Source organism: uncultured Parasphingorhabdus sp. (assembly GCF_963975555.1).
In the GTDB taxonomy this organism is placed as follows: Bacteria; Pseudomonadota; Alphaproteobacteria; order Sphingomonadales; family Sphingomonadaceae; genus Parasphingorhabdus.
The window spans coordinates 338,674-357,628 of sequence record NZ_CAXBHH010000002.1 but is presented as its reverse complement, the minus strand read 5'-3'; the positions used below and the strand labels follow the sequence as shown (position 1 = coordinate 357,628).

Below are 18,955 nucleotides of genomic sequence, written 5' to 3'. Positions count from 1 at the left end.
GACGAATGCTGAGCAACGGAATATCCTAGCTGATGTCTAAAAAGATGTGACGATAGGAATATCCAGAAACTGGCCTAGACCCGTCGGACCAAGTGCATGACAAGACCGACAACGAATAGCACCAGGAATATATAGAATATTATTTTTGCGATTCCGGCAGCCGCACCAGCAATGCCGCCAAAGCCAAGAAGGGCAGCAATAACGGCGATTACAAGGAAGATAATGGCGTAGCGTAACATATCAATCTCCTACCTATTGGATTGCTATGTTACGCATCCCCCGGGAGATGGTTGCAACAAAAGAGTTTTTTCAGCCGATCGCGACGAAAATCACAGTGCCGCATGATCTTGAATTCGATTGTTCTGCAAGCCAGCTGTCGGCCAGCGACCTCTCCCCTCTATCATCCTGCGCTCAAATCAGGCTGGAAGGCCTGAGACAGATTTCACTTCCATGAATTCTTTGAGGCCGAAAACACCGCCTTCGCGTCCGTTGCCCGATTGCTTGTAACCACCAAATGGTGCACCCGGCGCGGGGCCCCAATTGTTAATTATGACCATACCTGCTTTAAGTTTGGGCGCGACTTTGGCAGCCTCTGCCGGATCACCGGAAATGACCGCGGAAAGACCATATTCGGTATCATTCGCTATCGCGATTGCCTGGTCAAGATCGTCATAGTCCATCAGGGTGACAACGGGGCCGAAGACTTCCTCCTTGGCGATACGCATATCCGGCGTCACTCCGCTGAATAACGTAGGCTTGATATAATATCCGCGATTGACGTTCGACGGCAGGTCGGTGCCGCCGGTTTCCAATGTTGCTCCCTCGTCAATGGCAGACTGGATCAGGTCCTGAATTTTGTCATATTGTGCCTTGTTGACCACCGGACCGATATGCGCGCCCTCGGACATCGGATCGCCGACTTCCTGACCAGACACGATATTTTTCACCAAAGTGATGGCATCGGCTTTCTGGCTGCGGTGAACAAGCACCCGGGTCGGTGCGATGCAGCTTTGACCGGAGTTGATCATCACGCCGCTGATAGTAGGCGGCAGTACCTCTTCGAGGGTCGCGCCTGGCAATACAAGATTGGGAGATTTGCCGCCCAGTTCCTGATGCACGCGTTTCACCGTATCCGCTGCAGCTTTCGCCACCATGATACCGGCTCGCGTCGATCCGGTGAAGCTGATCATGTCGATTTGAGGATGGGCTGACATAGCAGCGCCAACCGTCGGACCGTCGCCCTGCACAAGGTTGAAGACGCCCGCCGGAACGCCAGCGGCGTCCATGATTTCCGCCAATATGGCTGCGTTGCCCGGGCATTCCTCGGAAGGCTTCAGGATCATGCAATTGCCGCCGGCAATGGCAGGAGCCACTTTCAATGCAATCTGGTTCAATGGCCAGTTCCACGGCGTGATCATTCCGATCACGCCGATGGGTTCGTACATTATCGTGTTCGGACCGTGCTGTTCGGAAAACTGGAAGCCTTTCAAAGCCTCTATCGTGCCCAAAAATCCACCAAGACCGGCGGGCCCTTGCGCCGCCATGCCCAAGCCGACAGGCGCGCCCATTTCACTTGCCAGTGACTTTGCGATATCGGGCAGGCGCTTCTGATATTCTTCGACAATCCGTCCGAGTAACGCTAATCGTTCTTCACGAGAAGTCTGGCTGAAGCTTTTCAATGCTACTGTGGCGGCGGCAACGGCGGCATCAACATCTGCTGCCGAGCCTAACACAATGTTTGTGCACGGTTCTTCCGTGGCCGGATTGATTACCTGATGCGGAGTGCCGCCATCTGAACTGATCCATTTTCCGTTTATGTAGTTTTGCTCATAGCTTTTCATTCATCGTCTCCGGTTCATCATATTTCTGGCAGGAATTTATCAGCGCGTCTCAAGAACCTGAAACCGCCACAGAGACTGCGGTAGCGATCTTGTTGGAACATGCGCTGTTGAATGTAAGCAGCATATCCGCTCCCCGCTGTTCCAGCGTAACGGGGCTGGCATCATCCAGTCGCAATGCCTCACCCGCTAATTTCAGATCTTTCACCAGCAACTGGGTGGACCAAACGGGGCCCTTGAAGATCAGGTTGACGCGTCCGGGCGAGGTGGTGAAACGCACGGCCTGGCCGGCTTCGGTCTCTCCATCCGATTGAGTCCACGGCCGGGTTCCATAAATTGCGTCGCCATTTGCCCGTAGCCATTTACCAAATTGCTTGAGGCGTCTCAGCTGCTCGTTCGGGATCCCTCCATCAGTCCCGCGAGGGCCGACGTTCAGCAACAGGTTTCCGTTGCGCGATACGGCATCGATAAAATCATGAAGAAGTTCCTCGGCGCTGGCATAATCGGCTTCGGTGTCATTGCGGTTGAAACCGAAAGAATGGCTCATGCCACGGGTAGCTTCCCACTTCTTGACCTGAATCTCGGCAAATGCCGCATATTCCGGTGTGCGGAAATCGCTGTGCGGGACTGGCGGCGGGATGATACCCTTGGATTCCTCTCCGCTCCGTTTACTCAAGACGGACTTCAGTTTCCAATCGATCAGTTTCCGTACCAGCGGAATTTTGAGCAGATTTCGCGGAAGGCTGGCGGCGACCCAGCGGTCGTTGACCACGCCGTCAGGAACAGCCGAATAATAATCGGCAAATAGCTGATAGAGTGATTTGGAAGGAGTGGGCCACGATATGTCATTCCAGAGCAGGGAGGGTTCGTATTTATCGATCAATTCGCGAACTTGGGCCATTGCATAGGCCGGATAGTCACCTCCGGGCGTTGAGGATAAAAAGTCGCCAAGCGTGCGTATCGGTCGACGATTGAATGTCCAGTCAATGCCCCCCGAATAATAGACGCCAAACCGCATCCCGGCTGCGCGGACCGCTGCCGCCAGTTCACCGACGATGTCACGGCTCGTGTGCCAGTTCTTTTCGTGCGGGTTCTCAATGTCCGAGGGCCAGAGTGACAGGCCGTCATGATGCTTGGTTACGAGGACGACATAGCGAGCGCCTGAATCACGGAATGCCTCGGCCCAAGCAGCCGGATCCCAGTCCTTCAACCCGTCTTCGAACTGTTGCTTGAAATCTGTATAAGGTGCGTCACCGTAATTCGCTTTATGAAACTCGGCCGAAGGAGATCCCTCAACCTTGGTCGCGTTCCAATACCATTCGGTATACGGGACCATCGCAACGGCCCGGTCATAATCTTTGGCGAATGCTTCGCCAATCGAACCCAGGCGAGGGGCAAAGCCGGGGATGGCGAAAGCTCCCCAATGGATGAATATCCCGAATTTTGCATCATCATACCATTCAGGTAGATTGCGTGCAGAAAGTTCCGCGAGGGAGGACGATGAGCTCATGTTAAGGTCTCCCGGAATCGCGTTGAGCAATATTGAACACGCGCTGGCATCACCGCTATTTTTCTTTTTTGAGATATGTTCGGCCAGTTCATCTGGCGCATTTGTCGAGCCATTTTTCCAATCCCCATTTTCTGCCTCCATCTTTGTGGTGGCTTGATCGCTGTCGGTGTGATGAAACACATCGAGACACTTAATTCTACTGTCATATAAAAATCTATCCGACAACTATTATATAGGTAAAGGTCGAAATCAGAGGCGCCAACCTGTGCCGCCTTATAGTTCAACTGTTGACGGTTAGAGGGGATTCTCATTTCCCCGAAATTGCAGCGCAGCAGCAGCATTAATTTCGAAACCAATATCAATGGATATCCTGATTTTTCTGCGGAATAGACGGCGTATGTCCCGCAGAATTCCGCCGTATTATCACTTATCTATCAAGATAATTATATGATTATAGACTAATATATAAATCTACTATAACATCTGTTTCAGGAGATGCCGAGAAGGCATGTTCGGAGACAAATATTGTGAGACCCGTATCAAGCGGGATCACTATTCTAGGTATCGACCAGCGGATCGCTGGCGAGGGGAGAGGATGGCTATGCGAAACATTTCATGGATGCTTGCGAGTGTTGCATTTGTAGGGACGCCAGTTGTGGCACAAACACAGGAGCCGGCGCCGGGGGCAGATCAGCCGGCCGACGAAACAGCCGCTTCCGGCCTCGCAGAAATCGTCGTCACGGCTGAAAAGCGCAGTGTCAATCTTCAGGACGTGCCGTTGCCGATATCCGCCTATACAGCTGATGCGCGACAGATCGCGGGTATAAATACACTTCAGGATTTTGCGAATTTTACACCCGGGCTCAGCTATTCGGCCAGCAACGACCGTGTTTTTATCCGCGGCATCGGCCGGCAAACGGATACGAACGGCAGCGATCCGGGCGTCTCGACCTATACCGATGGAATATATGATGCTTCGACCAACTCGATCGCCGCATCAGACTTTTTCATCGAACGCGTAGAAGTATTGCGTGGCCCGCAAGGGACGCTCTACGGAAGGAACTCCATCGGTGGCGCTATCAACGCGATCTCCAAGCGACCGACCGAAGAACTGACCGCGGATTTGCGCGGCACGGTTGGGAATTACGGTCTTTATACACTGGAAGCTTCCGCGTCAGGCGAGATAGTCAAGGGACTTCGTGCGCGGCTGGCTGGCGCATTTCACAACCAGGATACCGGCTATTTCAAAAATGAAGCTGCCAAAGTCAGTGAAGGAGGACGGGGCGAGCGCCGCTATGTCGAGTTGCAACTGGAAGCCGATCTTGGCCCGGACGTGGTTGGCTGGCTCAAGCTATCCACTGCGAGTACCGACCTCAATCCGCGCACGATCAACCGCATTGGCGACTATGATTTTTCACCTTATCCTTCGGGAGCAATCACCCCGGGTGCTGCCTTTGGCTATTTAATTCCAGGGGTCGTTACTCTGAATCCGAATCCTTCACCACCAGGTGCGGACGACATCAGGCGCTTCAGTGCCGACACGACCCAGACCGAGCGCTTGCGCGACAATTTTAGTGTGACCGGCGACATAAACTGGACATTGCCGACCTTCGACGTTCGCCTGCTCGGCGGCTACCAGGAATATCTTACCGAAAACACTTTTGAGCTCGATGACACCAGCGTGATATCTTATACATTCCCGCTTGCAGCAGGTGGGGGGATCTGCGCTTTTATTCCCGGATGCGCCCCTTTGACAGTATTCCCGTCGTCACAAGTTGACCTGAACAACAGAAAGTCGTTCGGCAGCGGTGAACTCAATCTTACCTCAAACACCAACGGACCTCTCCAGTGGGTCGCCGGTGTATATTATTATCAGGAAACGCTGAAGCAGGAAACGCACTTCCGCGCGCCCGATCAGGTGCAATTGCAAATGCCGGCCAATGGACCGGCCAACCCGTCTAGTGATTTCGTATATGCAGCATCGACGTTGACCACCAAATCGATGGCGGCGTTCGGCCAGATCGACTATCAGATCTCCGACGATTTTAAAGTGACAGGCGGGCTGCGGTATACCCATGACAAGAAAAGCGGCACTGAATTCTTCCGCCTCCTGTGTTTAGGGTGCGGTGGGTTCTCACCCGATCTCTACGGCACGTCGACGCCAGCGCTCGACATTACTGCGTCGCAAATTTCATTAGCCGCCGCACCGGGCGTCGCATCTGCTGCCACGATCGACCCGGCGACCGGTATCGCAAGCCGCGGCTTGTCCAACAGCTGGGATGCCGTAACCGGCACTGTCGCAGCCCAATGGCAACCGACAGACGATGAACTGGCATTCTTGCGCTACAGCCGGGGATATAAATCGGGCGGATTCAACGCGGGCGGTATTTCGGCGCTACCACAAACCGGCGCGGAGCATGTGAATGCGTACGAAATAGGGTATAAACGGACGCTTGGGACAAAATTGCGGATCAATCTGGCTGGCTTTTATTACGATTATCAGGGACTTCAGGTTCCACTGACGGTTTCGCAGCCCGGGGGCGCACAGCTTACCGAATTTTTCAATCTGGACAGTTCAAAGAGCTACGGAGCGGAAGTAGAGCTGGCTTGGCAACCGACCGATGCTCTGCAACTGGGATTGAATTACGGCTTTGGTGATTCAAGTGTTAACAGCGGATGCTGTTTTGTGGATGGCGAGGACCCCTTGGCTATCCAGCCCGGCGCTCAGCCGTCGGGTGCAATCGTAGCAGGACAGCAGCCGCAAAGTGTTGATGGTGCGCGCCTGCCGAACGCTCCGCGTCACAAGATTGCGGTGAATGCGGTGTATAACATCGATTTCGACCCGGGTACGTTATCCTTGTCAGGCAATTATGTCTGGCGCAGCGCGGCATATAGCAACATTTTTAACCGCGAATATAACCGTATGCCATCCTATGATCAGGTTGACCTGCGTGCGATTTGGACTGAACGTAACGATCGTTTCCGGGTTATCGCATTCGTAAAGAATGTTTTTGACAGCGTGGGTTACGATAGCGCTACGGGCGATCTTCTCGCTTCCTCGCCTACACTGGAGGTGGCGCAGTCATATTCGTTGACGCCACCCCGAACCTTCGGTGTTCAACTCGAAATTCGCTTCCGATAGGTAGCGGCGGGTGTCACAAACCAGTTCGGCGACCGGAGGCAAGTTGCCAATTTCAACACGGCTTCTTTATGGCTCGGGTACTATAGCGTTTGGCGTCAAGGATCACGGATTCAACGCTCTTCTGATGCTATTCTACAATCAGGTCATTGGTCTTCCGGCTGCCTGGGTAGGATCTGCGATCATGATTGCCATGATCGCAGATGCACTTTTCGATCCCTTGCTCGGGCAATATTCTGATAATTTCCGCTCCCGTCTGGGGCGGCGGCACCCTTTCATGTATGCCGCCGCTTTGCCTATCGGGCTTTTCTACCTGTTGCTCTGGTCGCCGCCCGACGCCTCAAATACGATACAATTTGCATGGCTAGTAACGACCGCAATTTTTGTGCGCTTCTCTATCAGCCTTTACGAAATTCCATCTACCGCTCTGCTCGCCGAGTTCACCAGCGACTATGACGAACGCACAAAACTCGTCGCTGCCCGTTTCTTCTTTGGCGTTTGCGGTGGTCTTGGAATGACAGTCGTGACATTCGGCTATTTTCTGCAGCCGACGCCGGAGCAACCGGTCGGTCACCTAAACGCCGGGGGCTATGCAGTCTACGCTTGGGTCGCGGCAGCCATCATGGTGGTATCGGTCCTCATATCGTCGTTGGGCACGCAAACAGAAGTGCTGAAGCGCCCGGCACCGCCGCCCCGCGCAGCGATATCAACATCACAAATGCTGAAGGAAATGTTGAGCATATTGGTGCACCCCTCTTATATTTCCATCCTTCTCGCCAGCCTGTTTTTTGCCATCGCCTCCGGTATCAACATGGCTCTGCAAATGTATTTCTCTACCTATCTATGGGAACTGAGCGCAAACCAGATCGCCATGGTCGCATCTACCAGCGTCATCGGCATAGTCTTCGCTTTCGTCGTCGTCCTGCCTCTGTCTGTACGTTTCGGGAAAAAATCGTCTGCGTTGCTGATGTTCAGTTTGGCGCTGGTTTCCAATGTAACACCATTGATTTTGCGGCTGGCGGATCTGTTTCCAGCAAATGGTGAACCGATGTTGTTATGGCTGTTGATGGGCCAGTTCGCTTTCACGATGATGGCCACTATCGCAGGTGGCATCCTGGCGGTATCAATGGTTGCGGATGTCACGGACCAAATCCAGCTGGAAACCGGGCACCGGTCCGAGGGGCTGCTCTTTTCCGCCTCGACGATGGTCAACAAAGCTGTCTCCGGCATGGGAATTTTATTAGCGGGCCTATTGCTCGCCTTCGTCAATTTCCCCGATAATGCTCAACCCGGACTCGTCGGTGATGACGTTCTGCGAAGCCTTGCCGGCGTCTATATCTGCACGACATTGTTGGCGACGATACTCGCGATCATTTGTCTCGCATATTATCCGATCAACCGGTCGCGTCATATCGAGAATATCCGGCAACTGGGCGAGAATACGTTATGATAGCCCGGATCGTGTTGTCAGGCGGGATCTACGGATCCCGCTGTGCCGCGTTTGATCAGTGGCACGCCGTTCGCGAGCACGGCTTCGGCAGCGTCCAGTAACCGCTCGTTTTCTGCAACGAGGTCTCCGGCACGGCCACTTTCGATCCAGTGGTCGAACGCCATTCGACCACCCGCGACCAACATCGCAGCGACCATTTGCGCGCGACGATCTTCCACCGGATCAATCCCGAGTTCGTCAGCTATATAATCCGTCATCAAAGTAATCTGGAGGCGTTGATGGGCGAACCAGACGGGCAATAATTCCGGTTCACCGGCAATGGCTCGTCCCAGATTGATCTGTCCGTCACCGTCGCGCTCATAAGCATGGGCAATTCGCGCTACCTGGTTCCGCCAAAACATCAGCACCGGGATACCCTGTTCGCGCTGCGTTTCGATCACGGATTGAAATCGGGTGCCGGCCACAACAGCGATCTCGGCAGCGAGTTTACGCTTTGACGAAAAATGCGTGAACAGAGTGGTTATATGGATATCGGCAGCCTCGGAAATTGCCGCCATTGTTGCGTCGGCATAACCGTGGGTGACAAAAAGGCGCCGGGCGGCATCGACAATGCGCTGGCGTGTGCGCGCTTTTGTCGCGGTCCGCCTCGGAAAACTGGTTTTAGCTGGTTCTGACATAGCCCCATTATAGTCAATAAACAGGGGAGCGCCAGTTCTAACTTGATCATTCTATCTTTATAGTGTTATCTCCAAAAAAAGGGATTTTAGGAGAGTGATTATGACGATGGATCTATCAATGCAGAATGAATTCGAAACATGGGTCGAGACGGGCCAGCCGCCGCTCGAGGAGCAACCTATACTGGGGATTGCTGCGCTGATGACGACAGCTGCGTTTGTCGATCCGGTTGCCCAGGTGCCGATCTTCGACGCCATCGCCGCGGCGACTTTAGCCAGCAACGACAGCGCCCAGCGCGCCGCTGAAATTACCGAGGCATTGCCATGGGTAAAAACCGGAAAGCCGCGTATCGCATTGCCCCGGCCATTATGGGACGGATTCTGGAATATTGTTCAAGCGCCGCCTTTGCTGACCGATGGCGAGCTGGATTTGACATTGCAAGTTGTCGCGCTGGGCGATCTTTACGACGATCGGATGTTGGATTGCTGCGAAGAGGCACTTCTTGAATTTGACGGGGTGCACGACCTGATTGCCCAACCCGAAGTGCGGCTCACCACTGCCGATCTGGAAAAATACCCGACGGATACGCTGGCGACCGAATTGCTAACGATGTTGAATTCGAACGGATATGATATCGAGGTGATTGATGCCGATAACGTGGTTCTGCCGGGAGACTATCCGGCGCAAAACAGGACCAACCGCCGTATCCTTCAACTTCACGATATCTGGCACCTGGTAGGAGGCTATGGGTTTACGGGACCCGGCGAAGTGGCGATTTCGGGCTTTCAAATGGCACAGTTCGGACAAAATTACTCGACGCGCTTTTTGGCGACTGTCGCGACCAAGTTTTCCAACCATACGCCAATGGTGATGGATATGTTCCTGTCCGTTACGTTCGATGGCTGGCGTCATGGCCGCGCCACGAGACAATTGATTGCGGTACCATGGCACGAGCGCATTGCCGATCCGATTAGTAAAATCCGCACGGATATGGGAATTCATCCGATCGACAGTAACGCAATGCGGATGATGGACGCCCTTATGCCGGCTGCTTGAATAGCGATTGCCGGAATGATTGAATGAAAGAAGCCGTTCGGCTGCGGATTAATCCGCAGCCGCCGGTGTAGTAGTTGGGCGATATTGCCGCGCGTCGGTCGTAAACTCTGCATGACCATAATCAGCCAGCTGGGCCTTAAGCTTGGCGACCAGGCGGCGATCCGCTATCCCGCGCAGGCCGGGAATATGTGCGGCAAGCGCGTAGAGGCGCATTCTGGCATAGATAAACAGACCCGCTATAGCGGCGAGGCAAATATCCCCGGATGTAAGCTTCACCCCGATCGACGCGGCTTTCTCCTTGTCGTTGCCCATGAAGCTCTTGACGAAAAACAGCTTCGCGAAAGCACGTTCGAACGTTTCATGGGTGCGTGCGCGCAGCGACTCATTCGGCCGTAAATCTGCAGCCATGGTTGCCCGCAACAATACGCCACATGTATCATCATCATATCCGCTGAGCAAAGTACCGCTGCGCGCGTTCATAAGATCCACGATCCCCTGCGGTGTGTCGGCGAGCAGGTCTTCGGGAAGACCAAGCAGGAAACATCGATAGCGCGCCAGTTCTACCATCGCACGCTCAGAGTCCGTGAATTGCTCCCGTCCCTCCGCGATCATTTTATACGATAGAAGAAAGATGGAAATTAGCCCCGCGGGCATCTGATCGACTTGCGGAATAGGGATGCCGTAAACGCTGACGTCCCATTCGCCGGGACGGCGCAACACGTTCGCGCGCACCATGGAATGCATCAACCGTACCATTGCGGCGGATTTGAACCCCGGACCATAGCGTTCCAGCGCGCCTGGCAACAGCGAGGTGGTGAAAAAAGTCGCGGTATCTTTGACGCGTCTGGCAGCCGTCTGGGTCGTTAACGTGCCCGTGATCGCCATCGGCAATGCAGCATATTTGTTCATGAAGGTCGCTATGAACGCGCCGCGGATGATGAACGGGCCAAAGTTGGCGGCTGAATTCCGGTCGAGGCGCGCGCCTTCCTCGACAAGCTCCATGTCGACCCACGCGGGACTAGCTTCCATTTCCCGGATCAATTCGATCAGTTCAGGGGGAGCGTCGGGTACATTTTCTACGCCTTGGTCGCAGGCCAGGGTCAGCATGTCGACCAGGGCGCGAAAGCTATAATCGCGCATCAGGCTGGCATAGGCATCGGCGGCCACATCACCGGTCATCGTATAGGCGCGGATAAAATCGACGCGCTCTGCGTCTGCGAGCAACGCGACCCGCGCGGAATCATATTCTCCTGAAAGCGCGGTAGGGTCGCCCGGCGTCGTCGTAAATCGTTCGGGTATGAGGCTGAAATCTATGTTCCCATACATGGCGGGCACGCGCTCCCGCTGCGACTCCACTTTGTTCCAAAGGCTCTCATGTGCCGCGCGTGTCATCGGTTATATTCCTCTCTCGACTTGTTGCAGTTTCATATATATCATTTGATATAATTTCAAGCAATTCGACCGAGCATTTACTGATGACCGAAACCACATCCTCCGCCTCGCCTGTCCGGACCGCCGTGGATGGCTATGCCAAAGGCGAAGAGACGCGCGCGCGCATTCTTGATGTTGCGCTGACCGCGTTCGGTAACAGCGGCTTCTCGGGCGTAACAACGCGAGAAATAGCGAAGCAAGCGGGAGTAAACCTCCCCGCGCTCACTTATTATTTTGGAAACAAGCGCGGCCTTTATCTGGCCTGCGCACATGCGATCGTCGCGAGCTATCGCAACGGTATGGCTCCGGTTGCCGAAGTATATTACGCAACATTGCGCTCGCCGCTGATAGTGGAGGAGGCGCGTAGTTTGCTCAAGCGCCTGTCCGCGGAGTTGGCCCGTTTCCTGCTCTCTACGCCGGGAGCGCAAAATCCCGCCTTGTTCGTCCAGCGCGAGATTGCGAGCCCCGGACCGGCCTTCGAAATTCTTTATGCAGAGCTCTGGCGTCCGGGTATCGAACTGGTGACCAACCTGATCATGCAGGTGTCCGGCGGAAGTCTCTCCGAGACTGAAGCGCAAATAAGAGCGGTTCTCATGATATCCAGTCTCACAGGTTTCTTGTCGGGGCTCCCAGTGATTGCGCGTGCAGCGGGGAAAACCGACTATCTGGCACTCGTCATCGCGGCGCTTGATGGGCAGATTGATTCACTATAGCAAAGCGGCTGACCGTCCGCGAAGTTCTTCGTCTCTGACGTCGGGAAATCGTCTAGCTGAGTATTGAGGAAACTGCGGGGCGTTCAGTTGGTATTTGCTTCAACCAGATTTCGCTCACGTTCCTGTGACGCAAACATTGCGTGCAGGGCAGCAACCACCTGTGCACCATCTCCCACCGCCGCGGCCTGACCGGTAGAGTTTCCACCTCCAACCAGCGCGACTTCCTCATTTTCGACCAGCGCTGCCTCAAGTGGCGAAGCCCCATAATCGACGGAACTACCTTCAAAACGTTCAAGCACCTCGACACTGAGGCTTCGACATCACGCGCCGGTGGCGATGACCGCAGCCGGTGCCTGGACGACCTCTTCTGAATCCAGCTTCAGCCGAAGCGGGCTTGCGCTGCATTCCAGTTTCAGGGCCTCATCCGGGGTCACCATTTCGACTTCGAACTTCTGAGCCTGATTATAGGCCCGGGCCATCAACACCATTCCCGAGATGCCGGTGGGAAAACCGAGATAATTCTCGATTCTCGCCGAAGCCCCAGCCTGACCGCCGAAGGAGCGGCAATCGAGCACGAGTACCGACCGACCCTCCGAACCGGCGTAAACAGCCCGATCTTCAGACAGTCCTCACACCCCAGCGCGCTTGGTGTCACCTTTCTGACACCCGAAACATGGTCGCAGATCCTCGACATGCCGAATCAGCTAGCTTCGTCGGTCAGGAGAGCGCCTGGTTCAGCCGTGGTCGCTTCGCCTGCCGTGGCGTCTTCCGAGATAAACGCCAACAGATCGGGGTTGATGATCTCGGGATGCCTCGTGCACATGCCGTGCGGCAGACCTTCATATGTTTTGAGCGTACCGTGACGGAGAAGCGCGACGGCCAGCGGCGCGCTATCATCATAGGACATGATCTGGTCATCCCTGCTGTGCATCACCAGCCTCGGCACGGAAATCGCCTTCAGGTCTTCGGTAAAATCGGTTTCGGAAAAGGCCTTGATGCAATCATAATGGGCCTTTGCTCCCCCCATCATGACCTGACGCCACCAGTTTGCCGCGGTGCCCTCTATAAATCCACGCAGTCCCTATTGAAGCCATAGAAGGGCCCTTCGGCCACCTTGCGATAAAATTGCGCGCGATTGGCCACCCGCGCCGAGCGGAAACCATCAAACACATCCATTGGCAAACCGCCGGATGCATGTGCTATGCGGAGGATCTGTTCGGTATCATATTCCAAATATTACAACGTAGCTAAGAACTTACCTTTTCGGACGGGCCTATTCTGAATCGACCGGTTTGATTAAACGGCGGCATCGGGTCTGGAGCAGATCAATAGGATCTCGACCACGCAACCAAACCTTAGGAAGTGCGTTGTTTGCCAGAAGAGCAATCAAAAAATATAAGGCAGATTTATGAAAATTCTAATGGTCCTCACATCGCACGACCAGCTTGGCGACACCGGCAAGAAGACCGGTTTCTGGCTAGAGGAGTTTGCCGCCCCATATTATGTGTTCAAGGATGGCGGCGCAGATGTAACGCTTGCCTCACCCAAGGGCGGACAACCGCCGCTCGATCCGTCGAGCGATACAGACGATGCACAAACTGACGATACAAAGCGTTTCAAGTCTGACGAAGCAGCGCAACACGATCTCGCAAACACGGCTGTTCTGTCTGCCGTTTCGGCTGACGGATTTGACGCAATATTCTATCCCGGTGGGCACGGTCCGCTCTGGGACCTGGCAGAAGATGATGACAGCAAGGCGTTGATCGAAGCATTTGCCGACAGCGACCGTCCCTTTGGTGCAGTCTGCCATGCGCCTGCGATATTCAAGCATACCAAGAATGCGGACGGTAAGCCGCTGGTGTCCGGAAAGAAGGTGACCGGATTCACGAATACCGAGGAAGAAGGGGTTGGATTGACCGATGTCGTGCCTTTTCTGGTTGAGGACATGCTGAAAGAAAATGGCGGTGACTATCGCAAGGGTGACGATTGGGATTCTTTCGTCGTTGTCGATGGCAAGCTGGTGACCGGACAGAACCCTGCCTCGTCGGCAGAAGCTGCACGCAAGCTGCTTGACCTTCTTTAACCCCAAATATACGGAGCGACCTATGCAAATTCTTATCGCCGGTGCGACCGGCAACGCCGGGCTGCGGCTCGTCGATCAATTGAAATCCAACGGCCATTCCCCAATCGCGCTAGTCCGTGAATCCTCCGACACCAGCTCTCTGCCGGCGGACGTGAAGCAACGACAGGGCGACCTGACCGATCTTCAAGACGGTGTCTGCGATGGTTGTGACGCCGTAATCTTTGCTGCGGGCTCTGGCGGTTCCACTGGCCCTGAAATGACCGACAAGGTTGACCGGGACGGTGCCAAACGGCTGATCGACTTGGCTGCAGAGGCCGGCGTTTCGCGCTTTGTCATGCTGAGTAGCGCTGGCGCGGACAAACCCGATCCGGAAAGCGATCTTGCCCATTATCTGCAAGCGAAGCACGAAGCAGACGAGCATCTGAAGGCCTCGGGTCTCAGCTATGCCATTGTTCGGCCCGTCGCCCTCACTGACGACGACGGCAGCCGCGATATGCGTTTCGGCAATGATGTCGACCCCGAGGGGAAGGCGGCGCGAGGCGATGTTGCCGCCGTGCTGGCAAATGCGGTGGACAACAGGGAATGGACCGGCAAGGCCCTGTTGATGCAGTCTGTCTAGGCCGGTGCCTGACCAACCCGGCCTGACAGACGATAGTGCAGGCTATAGGTTCAAGCAGCACGAATTGCCGATCTTGCCGGGATCGCCAGCTAACCCTGATCATCCGGCACGCCGCAAACTTGCCTATCTGGTAATAGGGCTATTTCTAGGACTCGTCGGTGGAGCGCAGAACGGCTTTCTGCTGGCCAATACCGCCGCGCTGCAGGGCGAAATGGCGCTAACCCCGGTTCAAGCCGGTTGGATCAGCGTCGCCTTTTATTCGACCTATGCCTGCATGAGCATGTTGCTATTCCGCGTCCGACAGGAATTCGGCATCCAGCCATTTGTCAAATATGCCATGATCGGCCTTGTTGCTGCGAATTTCATCCAGGTGCTTGAGCTCGGCTATTATCCTGAAATTGCCGCACGAGCGATGGCCGGGATCGCCGCCGGTGGCCTGTCCGCGCTGTCGATCTATTATCTGATGCAGGGGCTTCCGGCATCGGCACGGATCGGCGCACTCATCCTCGGTATCGGGCTTGTCCAGACGGCTTTCCCGTTAGCCCGGGCCATATCCCCATATTTGCTCGTCGACGGGAATATTAGCCGCGCTTTCCAGCTGCAATTTGGCCTGTCAATAATTTCGCTGGGTGCGGTCTATCTTTTGCGACTTCCCATCGGGTTCAGGAAGAAGACATTCGAGAAACTCGATCTGCCGAGTATCACATTGTTCCTGGTTGGCGTTGCGGCACTGTTGGCTTTTCTGATTCAAGGGCGGATTCAGTGGTGGGATGCCAGCTGGCTTGGATGGGCGCTGGCGCTAGCTATCCTGTGTCTGGGGGGCTGCCTGCTGATTGAGATGAACCGGAAAAGCCCCATGCTCAACACGAGCTGGCTATCGAGCCGGGCGATCTTGTCTCTGGCAATTACCGGTGCTGGAGTACGGGTTCTTGTCGCCGAACAAAGCTTTGGCGCGAGCGGCCTGTTCTCCGCGCTCGGCTATGGTAACGAACAACTGACCGGCTATTATTTCGTGCTGGCCGGAGCAACCGTGGCTGGCAGCATCCTGTCGCTCGTGCGTCTGGACCCAAGGGATCTGACCCGCCCTATTCTGTTTGCCATATTGGTCATCGCGATCGCCGCTTTTGCGGACACGCGTACCGGCATCATGTCGCGTCCCAGTGACCTTTACTGGACCCAAGCCGCCATAGGCTTCGCTGCCGTTTTCGCCATGGGGCCGGTGATGATGGAAGGTATGTTACGCGCCCTTGCAGCGGGCCCAGCCTATGTGATCAGCTTCATCGCGGTCTTTTCCCTTTCCCAAACCCTCGGTGGCTTGGCGGGCGTGTCTGCGCTCTCGGCCTTCCACACAATCAGACTCAAAACGCATCTGATCGACGCCGGTGCCACGCTCACCGCGACCAACCAGCAGCTTGCCAGCGAGATAGGACAAATTTCGACAGGTTTTGCGGCCACTATCTCTGATCCGGTGCTACAGCAGCAGGCCGCGGCTGCACGCATCTCTCAGGAAGTCGGCCGTGAAGCGGCGGTATTGGCGTTTAACGATGTCTTCTTCCTGATCGGATCGCTCGCTTCCATCGCCTTTGTCGCGGTGCTAGTGCCTTGGGTGATCAATCGCGTCCGGGGACGCAATCCACTCAGTAAAGAACTCGTCTTTCTCGAAAACATGATCGCCAGGAGCAAGCGTTGAATCAGCAGAAGAATAACGACAAGCCAGACGCGGAGACCACGGAGATGGACAACGTTTCCAATCCTGAAGAGGTGCCCGAGGCAGGCGCCGATGACGAAGGTGGCTGGAAGCCCAACATTTCTCGCAAGAAGCTTGTGTTGGGTATATTCGTGATATTCGCGGGTGTTCTGGTAGCGCTTTTTGCCTGGGGATTGACTCCTTTCAACAGCGGCAATCAAACGACCAACAACGCCTATGTCCGTGGCATGACAACGGTGATCAGTCCGCAGGTCTCCGGCTATCTAACCGAAGTTCCGGTGAAGGATTTTCAGCGCGTCAAGAAAGGGCAATTGCTCGCCCGGATCGATCCCGCTCCCTATCGCCAACGCCTCCAGCAGGGCGAAGCGAATACCGCGGCCCAGCGCGCCAATTTTGCCAACAGTCAACAAAGCTTGCGCTCAAGCCAGGCACAGATGCGCTTGCAAGACGCCACGGTCGCCAGCGCCCAGGCTGGCTTACAGAAGGCACAGGCCGACATGCGACGGATTGAAGAACTGGTTGGCGAAGGCTCGGTGTCTCTCCGCGAGCGGGATCAAGCACGTGCGGCGCTGAAGCAGGCAGAGGCTGGCGTCCTGCAGGCGAAAGCGCAACGCGCCATCGCGGCCGAGCAGGTGCGATCGGTCCAGGTCGGGCGAGGCGCTCTTGAAGCGCAAGTGCAGGGGGCAAACGCCTCGGTTGAGCTGGCAGAAATCGAATTGTCCCGCACCAATATCCGGGCACCCCGCGACGGTCGGCTGAGCGAAATTTCGGCCCGTCTGGGCCAGTTGGTGACCGGTGGCACCCAGCTGATGTATCTCGTGCCGGATGATCTTTGGGTCACCGCCAATTTCAAGGAAACCCAAACCGCCAAAATGGCTGTTGGTCAACGGGCCACATTGACGGTCGATGCGCTAGGCGGAGCGGAACTGACCGGCACAGTGCAAAGCATCGCGCCAGCCGCAGGCAGCGAGTTCAGTCTGGTCAAGCCAGACACCGGTGCTGGCAATTTCGTTAAAGTCCCGCAACGGATTGCAGTCCGAATAAAATTCGATCCTGACCAGGAACAAGTCAAGCGCTTGGGGCCGGGCATGTCGGTCATCGCCACAGTGCATACGCAAAAAGGGAAGTGATCCGATGATCCTGTCATCCCGTCTCGCCTTGCTTGCATCTACGCTGGCTGGTGCACTCGCGCTCGGTGGATGTGCGCCCACCCTGAGTCCTTTGCCCGCGTCGACCGCCGTGCAACCGGCGCTCGAATGGCGAACTGAGATACTGGGTACCGCTGCTCTGGAGCATAGTTGGTGGCAGAGATTTGGTGACGCCCGGATGGTGGCGCTGGTCGAGCGTGCGCGCGAGAATAATCCTGATATTCGTCTGGCCGCTGCACGGGTCGAGGAAGCCCGGGCGACGGAAGCCGTGTCACGCTCTCTGCTATTGCCGACACTCGAAGCCGGACTGGTTGGAGGTGCGCAACGTGAAGTGTCGGCATTTGGTCAGGGGCAGAATTCATTCGTCGCTGAGCCCGCATTCCGTGCATCCTATGAAGTGGATCTTTTCGGCAAAAATCGCGCAAATATCGATGCAGCGCAAGCGGGTGTCGCGGCTAGTGAAGCTGCCCAGGAAGCCACGTTGCTGTCGGTTAGTGCCGCGACGGCGAGCAGTTATGTCAGTTTGCTGGCGCTTGACACCCGGCGCAAGGTCCTGAGCGATACGCTCAAACTGCGCGGCCAGGCACTAAAGTTTGCCCGCGACAGAGCGGAAGTGGGTTATACATCCCAGCTCGAATGGCGCCAGGCACAGGCGGAATATCAGGCGACCGCGCAACTCGTGCCGCAGATCGAAGCGCAAATCGCGCGGCAGGAAAATGCTCTGTCGGTGCTGACCGGCGAGATGCCGGGCGACATCATCCGCGGTGGCGCGCTCGCAGACTTGCAGCAGCCAGCAGCTCCCGATGTTATTCCGTCCCAGCTATTGCGCCTGCGCCCCGATATTGCGGTGGCAGAATATCAACTTGCGGCATCCGACGCGCAAATGCGGGCCGCACGGGCACGCTTCATGCCGACCCTAGGCCTGAGCGCTTCGGCTGGTGCAGCCATTTCCGATCTATTGGCGGATCCGATCTCGATATGGTCGGTCGGCGGCAGCTTGCTCGCACCGATCTTCAATGCCGGTCGGATCCAGGGGCAGTTTGACGCCGCTACCGCGCGGCGCGATCAGGCCGTCTTCGCCTATCGCTCGACCGTTTTAAACGCCTTTCGGGAGGTCGAGGACCGCTTGGCAGTCGTAGCTCGCCTCGATGACCAGCAACGCGCTCTGGAGGCACAGCGCGCAGCTGTTGCCGATGCATTACGGCACGCGCGGAACCGCTACCGAGCCGGCTATACGCCCTATATCGAGCAAGTGGACGCGCAGCGTAGCCTGCTCGGTGTCGAGCTGTCTCTGGTTCAGCTGGAGGCCGACCAGATCACTGCGATGATAGGTCTGTATCAGGCTGTCGGTGGCGCACCGGATACCGATGCGATTGTAAACTAACTTCTTGCGGTTGGGTTTGGTTAAAAAAAGTCATGCTATTCTAGACAACTATCTAGTGGATTAGCAGCGCGGACGTATTTTGGAAATATCCGGTCGGGGTTAGGTGCGAGCAAGACCAAGTTCATAATTTTGAGGGCGAAGTGACTGACATGGTGTGAAGATACGTTTGGCGAGCCAGATTCAAGCAAAGAAGAAATTGCA

Annotated in this window: 16 protein-coding genes and 1 pseudogene; 9 read left to right on the top strand and 8 right to left on the bottom strand. The window is 55.6% G+C overall.

From position 1 onward, the window contains the following. Positions 1 to 74: 74 nt before the first annotated feature. From AAC060_RS07100 to AAC060_RS07090, 3 genes are all read right to left on the bottom strand, one after another. Positions 75 to 239 (bottom strand): DUF1328 family protein, encoded by a 165-nt coding sequence (locus AAC060_RS07100; RefSeq protein ID WP_339824355.1) that lies wholly within the window; start codon positions 237 to 239, stop codon positions 75 to 77. A gap of 177 nt (positions 240 to 416) precedes the next feature. Then, positions 417 to 1,841 (bottom strand): aldehyde dehydrogenase family protein, encoded by a 1,425-nt coding sequence (locus AAC060_RS07095; RefSeq protein WP_339824353.1) that lies wholly within the window; start codon positions 1,839 to 1,841, stop codon positions 417 to 419. Between the two features lie 49 nt (positions 1,842 to 1,890). Next, positions 1,891 to 3,348: an alpha-L-fucosidase gene (locus AAC060_RS07090; RefSeq protein WP_339824351.1), complete on the bottom strand. Its 1,458-nt coding sequence runs from the start codon at positions 3,346 to 3,348 to the stop codon at positions 1,891 to 1,893. A gap of 655 nt (positions 3,349 to 4,003) precedes the next feature. Here AAC060_RS07090 and AAC060_RS07085 point away from each other — a divergent pair. Next, entirely contained in the window at positions 4,004 to 6,490 is a 2,487-nt protein-coding gene (locus AAC060_RS07085; RefSeq protein ID WP_339824349.1) for a TonB-dependent receptor, read from the top strand. A gap of 10 nt (positions 6,491 to 6,500) precedes the next feature. After that, on the top strand, positions 6,501 to 7,937 hold the full coding sequence (locus tag AAC060_RS07080) for an MFS transporter (RefSeq protein WP_339824347.1): 1,437 nt from the start codon (positions 6,501 to 6,503) through the stop codon (positions 7,935 to 7,937). Positions 7,938 to 7,954: 17 nt separating this feature from the next. Here AAC060_RS07080 and AAC060_RS07075 read toward each other — a convergent pair whose 3' ends face one another. Continuing rightward, entirely contained in the window at positions 7,955 to 8,614 is a 660-nt protein-coding gene (locus tag AAC060_RS07075) for a TetR/AcrR family transcriptional regulator (protein WP_339824345.1), read from the bottom strand. A 100-nt stretch (positions 8,615 to 8,714) separates the two neighbouring features. Here AAC060_RS07075 and AAC060_RS07070 point away from each other — a divergent pair, with 100 nt between their 5' ends. Further along, positions 8,715 to 9,668 (top strand): Coq4 family protein, encoded by a 954-nt coding sequence (locus AAC060_RS07070; RefSeq protein WP_339824344.1) that lies wholly within the window; start codon positions 8,715 to 8,717, stop codon positions 9,666 to 9,668. A 48-nt stretch (positions 9,669 to 9,716) separates the two neighbouring features. On the opposite strand, the gene AAC060_RS07065 is transcribed toward AAC060_RS07070, so the two are convergent. Beyond that, on the bottom strand, positions 9,717 to 11,060 hold the full coding sequence (locus AAC060_RS07065; protein WP_339824343.1) for an oxygenase MpaB family protein: 1,344 nt from the start codon (positions 11,058 to 11,060) through the stop codon (positions 9,717 to 9,719). An 83-nt stretch (positions 11,061 to 11,143) separates the two neighbouring features. Between AAC060_RS07065 and AAC060_RS07060 the strand changes: the two genes are divergently transcribed. After that, complete coding sequence (locus AAC060_RS07060; protein ID WP_339824342.1) at positions 11,144 to 11,812, top strand: CerR family C-terminal domain-containing protein; 669 nt, start codon at positions 11,144 to 11,146, stop codon at positions 11,810 to 11,812. A gap of 83 nt (positions 11,813 to 11,895) precedes the next feature. On the opposite strand, the gene AAC060_RS07055 is transcribed toward AAC060_RS07060, so the two are convergent. From AAC060_RS07055 to AAC060_RS07045, 3 genes and pseudogenes are all read right to left on the bottom strand, one after another. Then, the gene (locus AAC060_RS07055; RefSeq protein ID WP_339824340.1) at positions 11,896 to 12,111 is read right to left on the bottom strand and encodes a hypothetical protein; all 216 of its coding nucleotides are present in this window, start codon (positions 12,109 to 12,111) and stop codon (positions 11,896 to 11,898) included. 21 nt (positions 12,112 to 12,132) lie between these two features. Then, positions 12,133 to 12,387 carry a hypothetical protein gene (locus tag AAC060_RS07050; protein ID WP_339824338.1) on the bottom strand — a complete coding sequence of 85 codons (255 nt, stop codon included), beginning with the start codon at positions 12,385 to 12,387 and terminating at the stop codon, positions 12,133 to 12,135. Positions 12,388 to 12,584: 197 nt separating this feature from the next. Beyond that, positions 12,585 to 13,000 (bottom strand): annotated as a pseudogene (locus AAC060_RS07045) (alpha/beta hydrolase); the annotation flags it as partial. A 220-nt stretch (positions 13,001 to 13,220) separates the two neighbouring features. On the opposite strand from AAC060_RS07045, the gene AAC060_RS07040 reads away from it, so the two are divergent. The 5 genes from AAC060_RS07040 to AAC060_RS07020 are packed head-to-tail and all read left to right on the top strand — an operon-like array spanning position 13,221 to position 18,754. Beyond that, positions 13,221 to 13,895 carry a type 1 glutamine amidotransferase domain-containing protein gene (locus AAC060_RS07040; RefSeq protein ID WP_339824337.1) on the top strand — a complete coding sequence of 225 codons (675 nt, stop codon included), beginning with the start codon at positions 13,221 to 13,223 and terminating at the stop codon, positions 13,893 to 13,895. A 22-nt stretch (positions 13,896 to 13,917) separates the two neighbouring features. Continuing rightward, positions 13,918 to 14,514 (top strand): SDR family oxidoreductase, encoded by a 597-nt coding sequence (locus AAC060_RS07035; protein ID WP_339824336.1) that lies wholly within the window; start codon positions 13,918 to 13,920, stop codon positions 14,512 to 14,514. Between the two features lie 4 nt (positions 14,515 to 14,518). Then, the gene (locus AAC060_RS07030) at positions 14,519 to 16,204 is read left to right on the top strand and encodes an MFS transporter (protein ID WP_339824334.1); all 1,686 of its coding nucleotides are present in this window, start codon (positions 14,519 to 14,521) and stop codon (positions 16,202 to 16,204) included. Then, positions 16,201 to 17,352, top strand: a complete 1,152-nt coding sequence (locus AAC060_RS07025; protein WP_339824332.1) for an HlyD family secretion protein — start codon at positions 16,201 to 16,203, stop codon at positions 17,350 to 17,352. The genes AAC060_RS07030 and AAC060_RS07025 overlap by 4 nt, the downstream gene beginning before the upstream one ends. Before the next feature lie 4 nt (positions 17,353 to 17,356). After that, entirely contained in the window at positions 17,357 to 18,754 is a 1,398-nt protein-coding gene (locus tag AAC060_RS07020; protein ID WP_339824330.1) for an efflux transporter outer membrane subunit, read from the top strand. Positions 18,755 to 18,955: the final 201 nt, after the last annotated feature.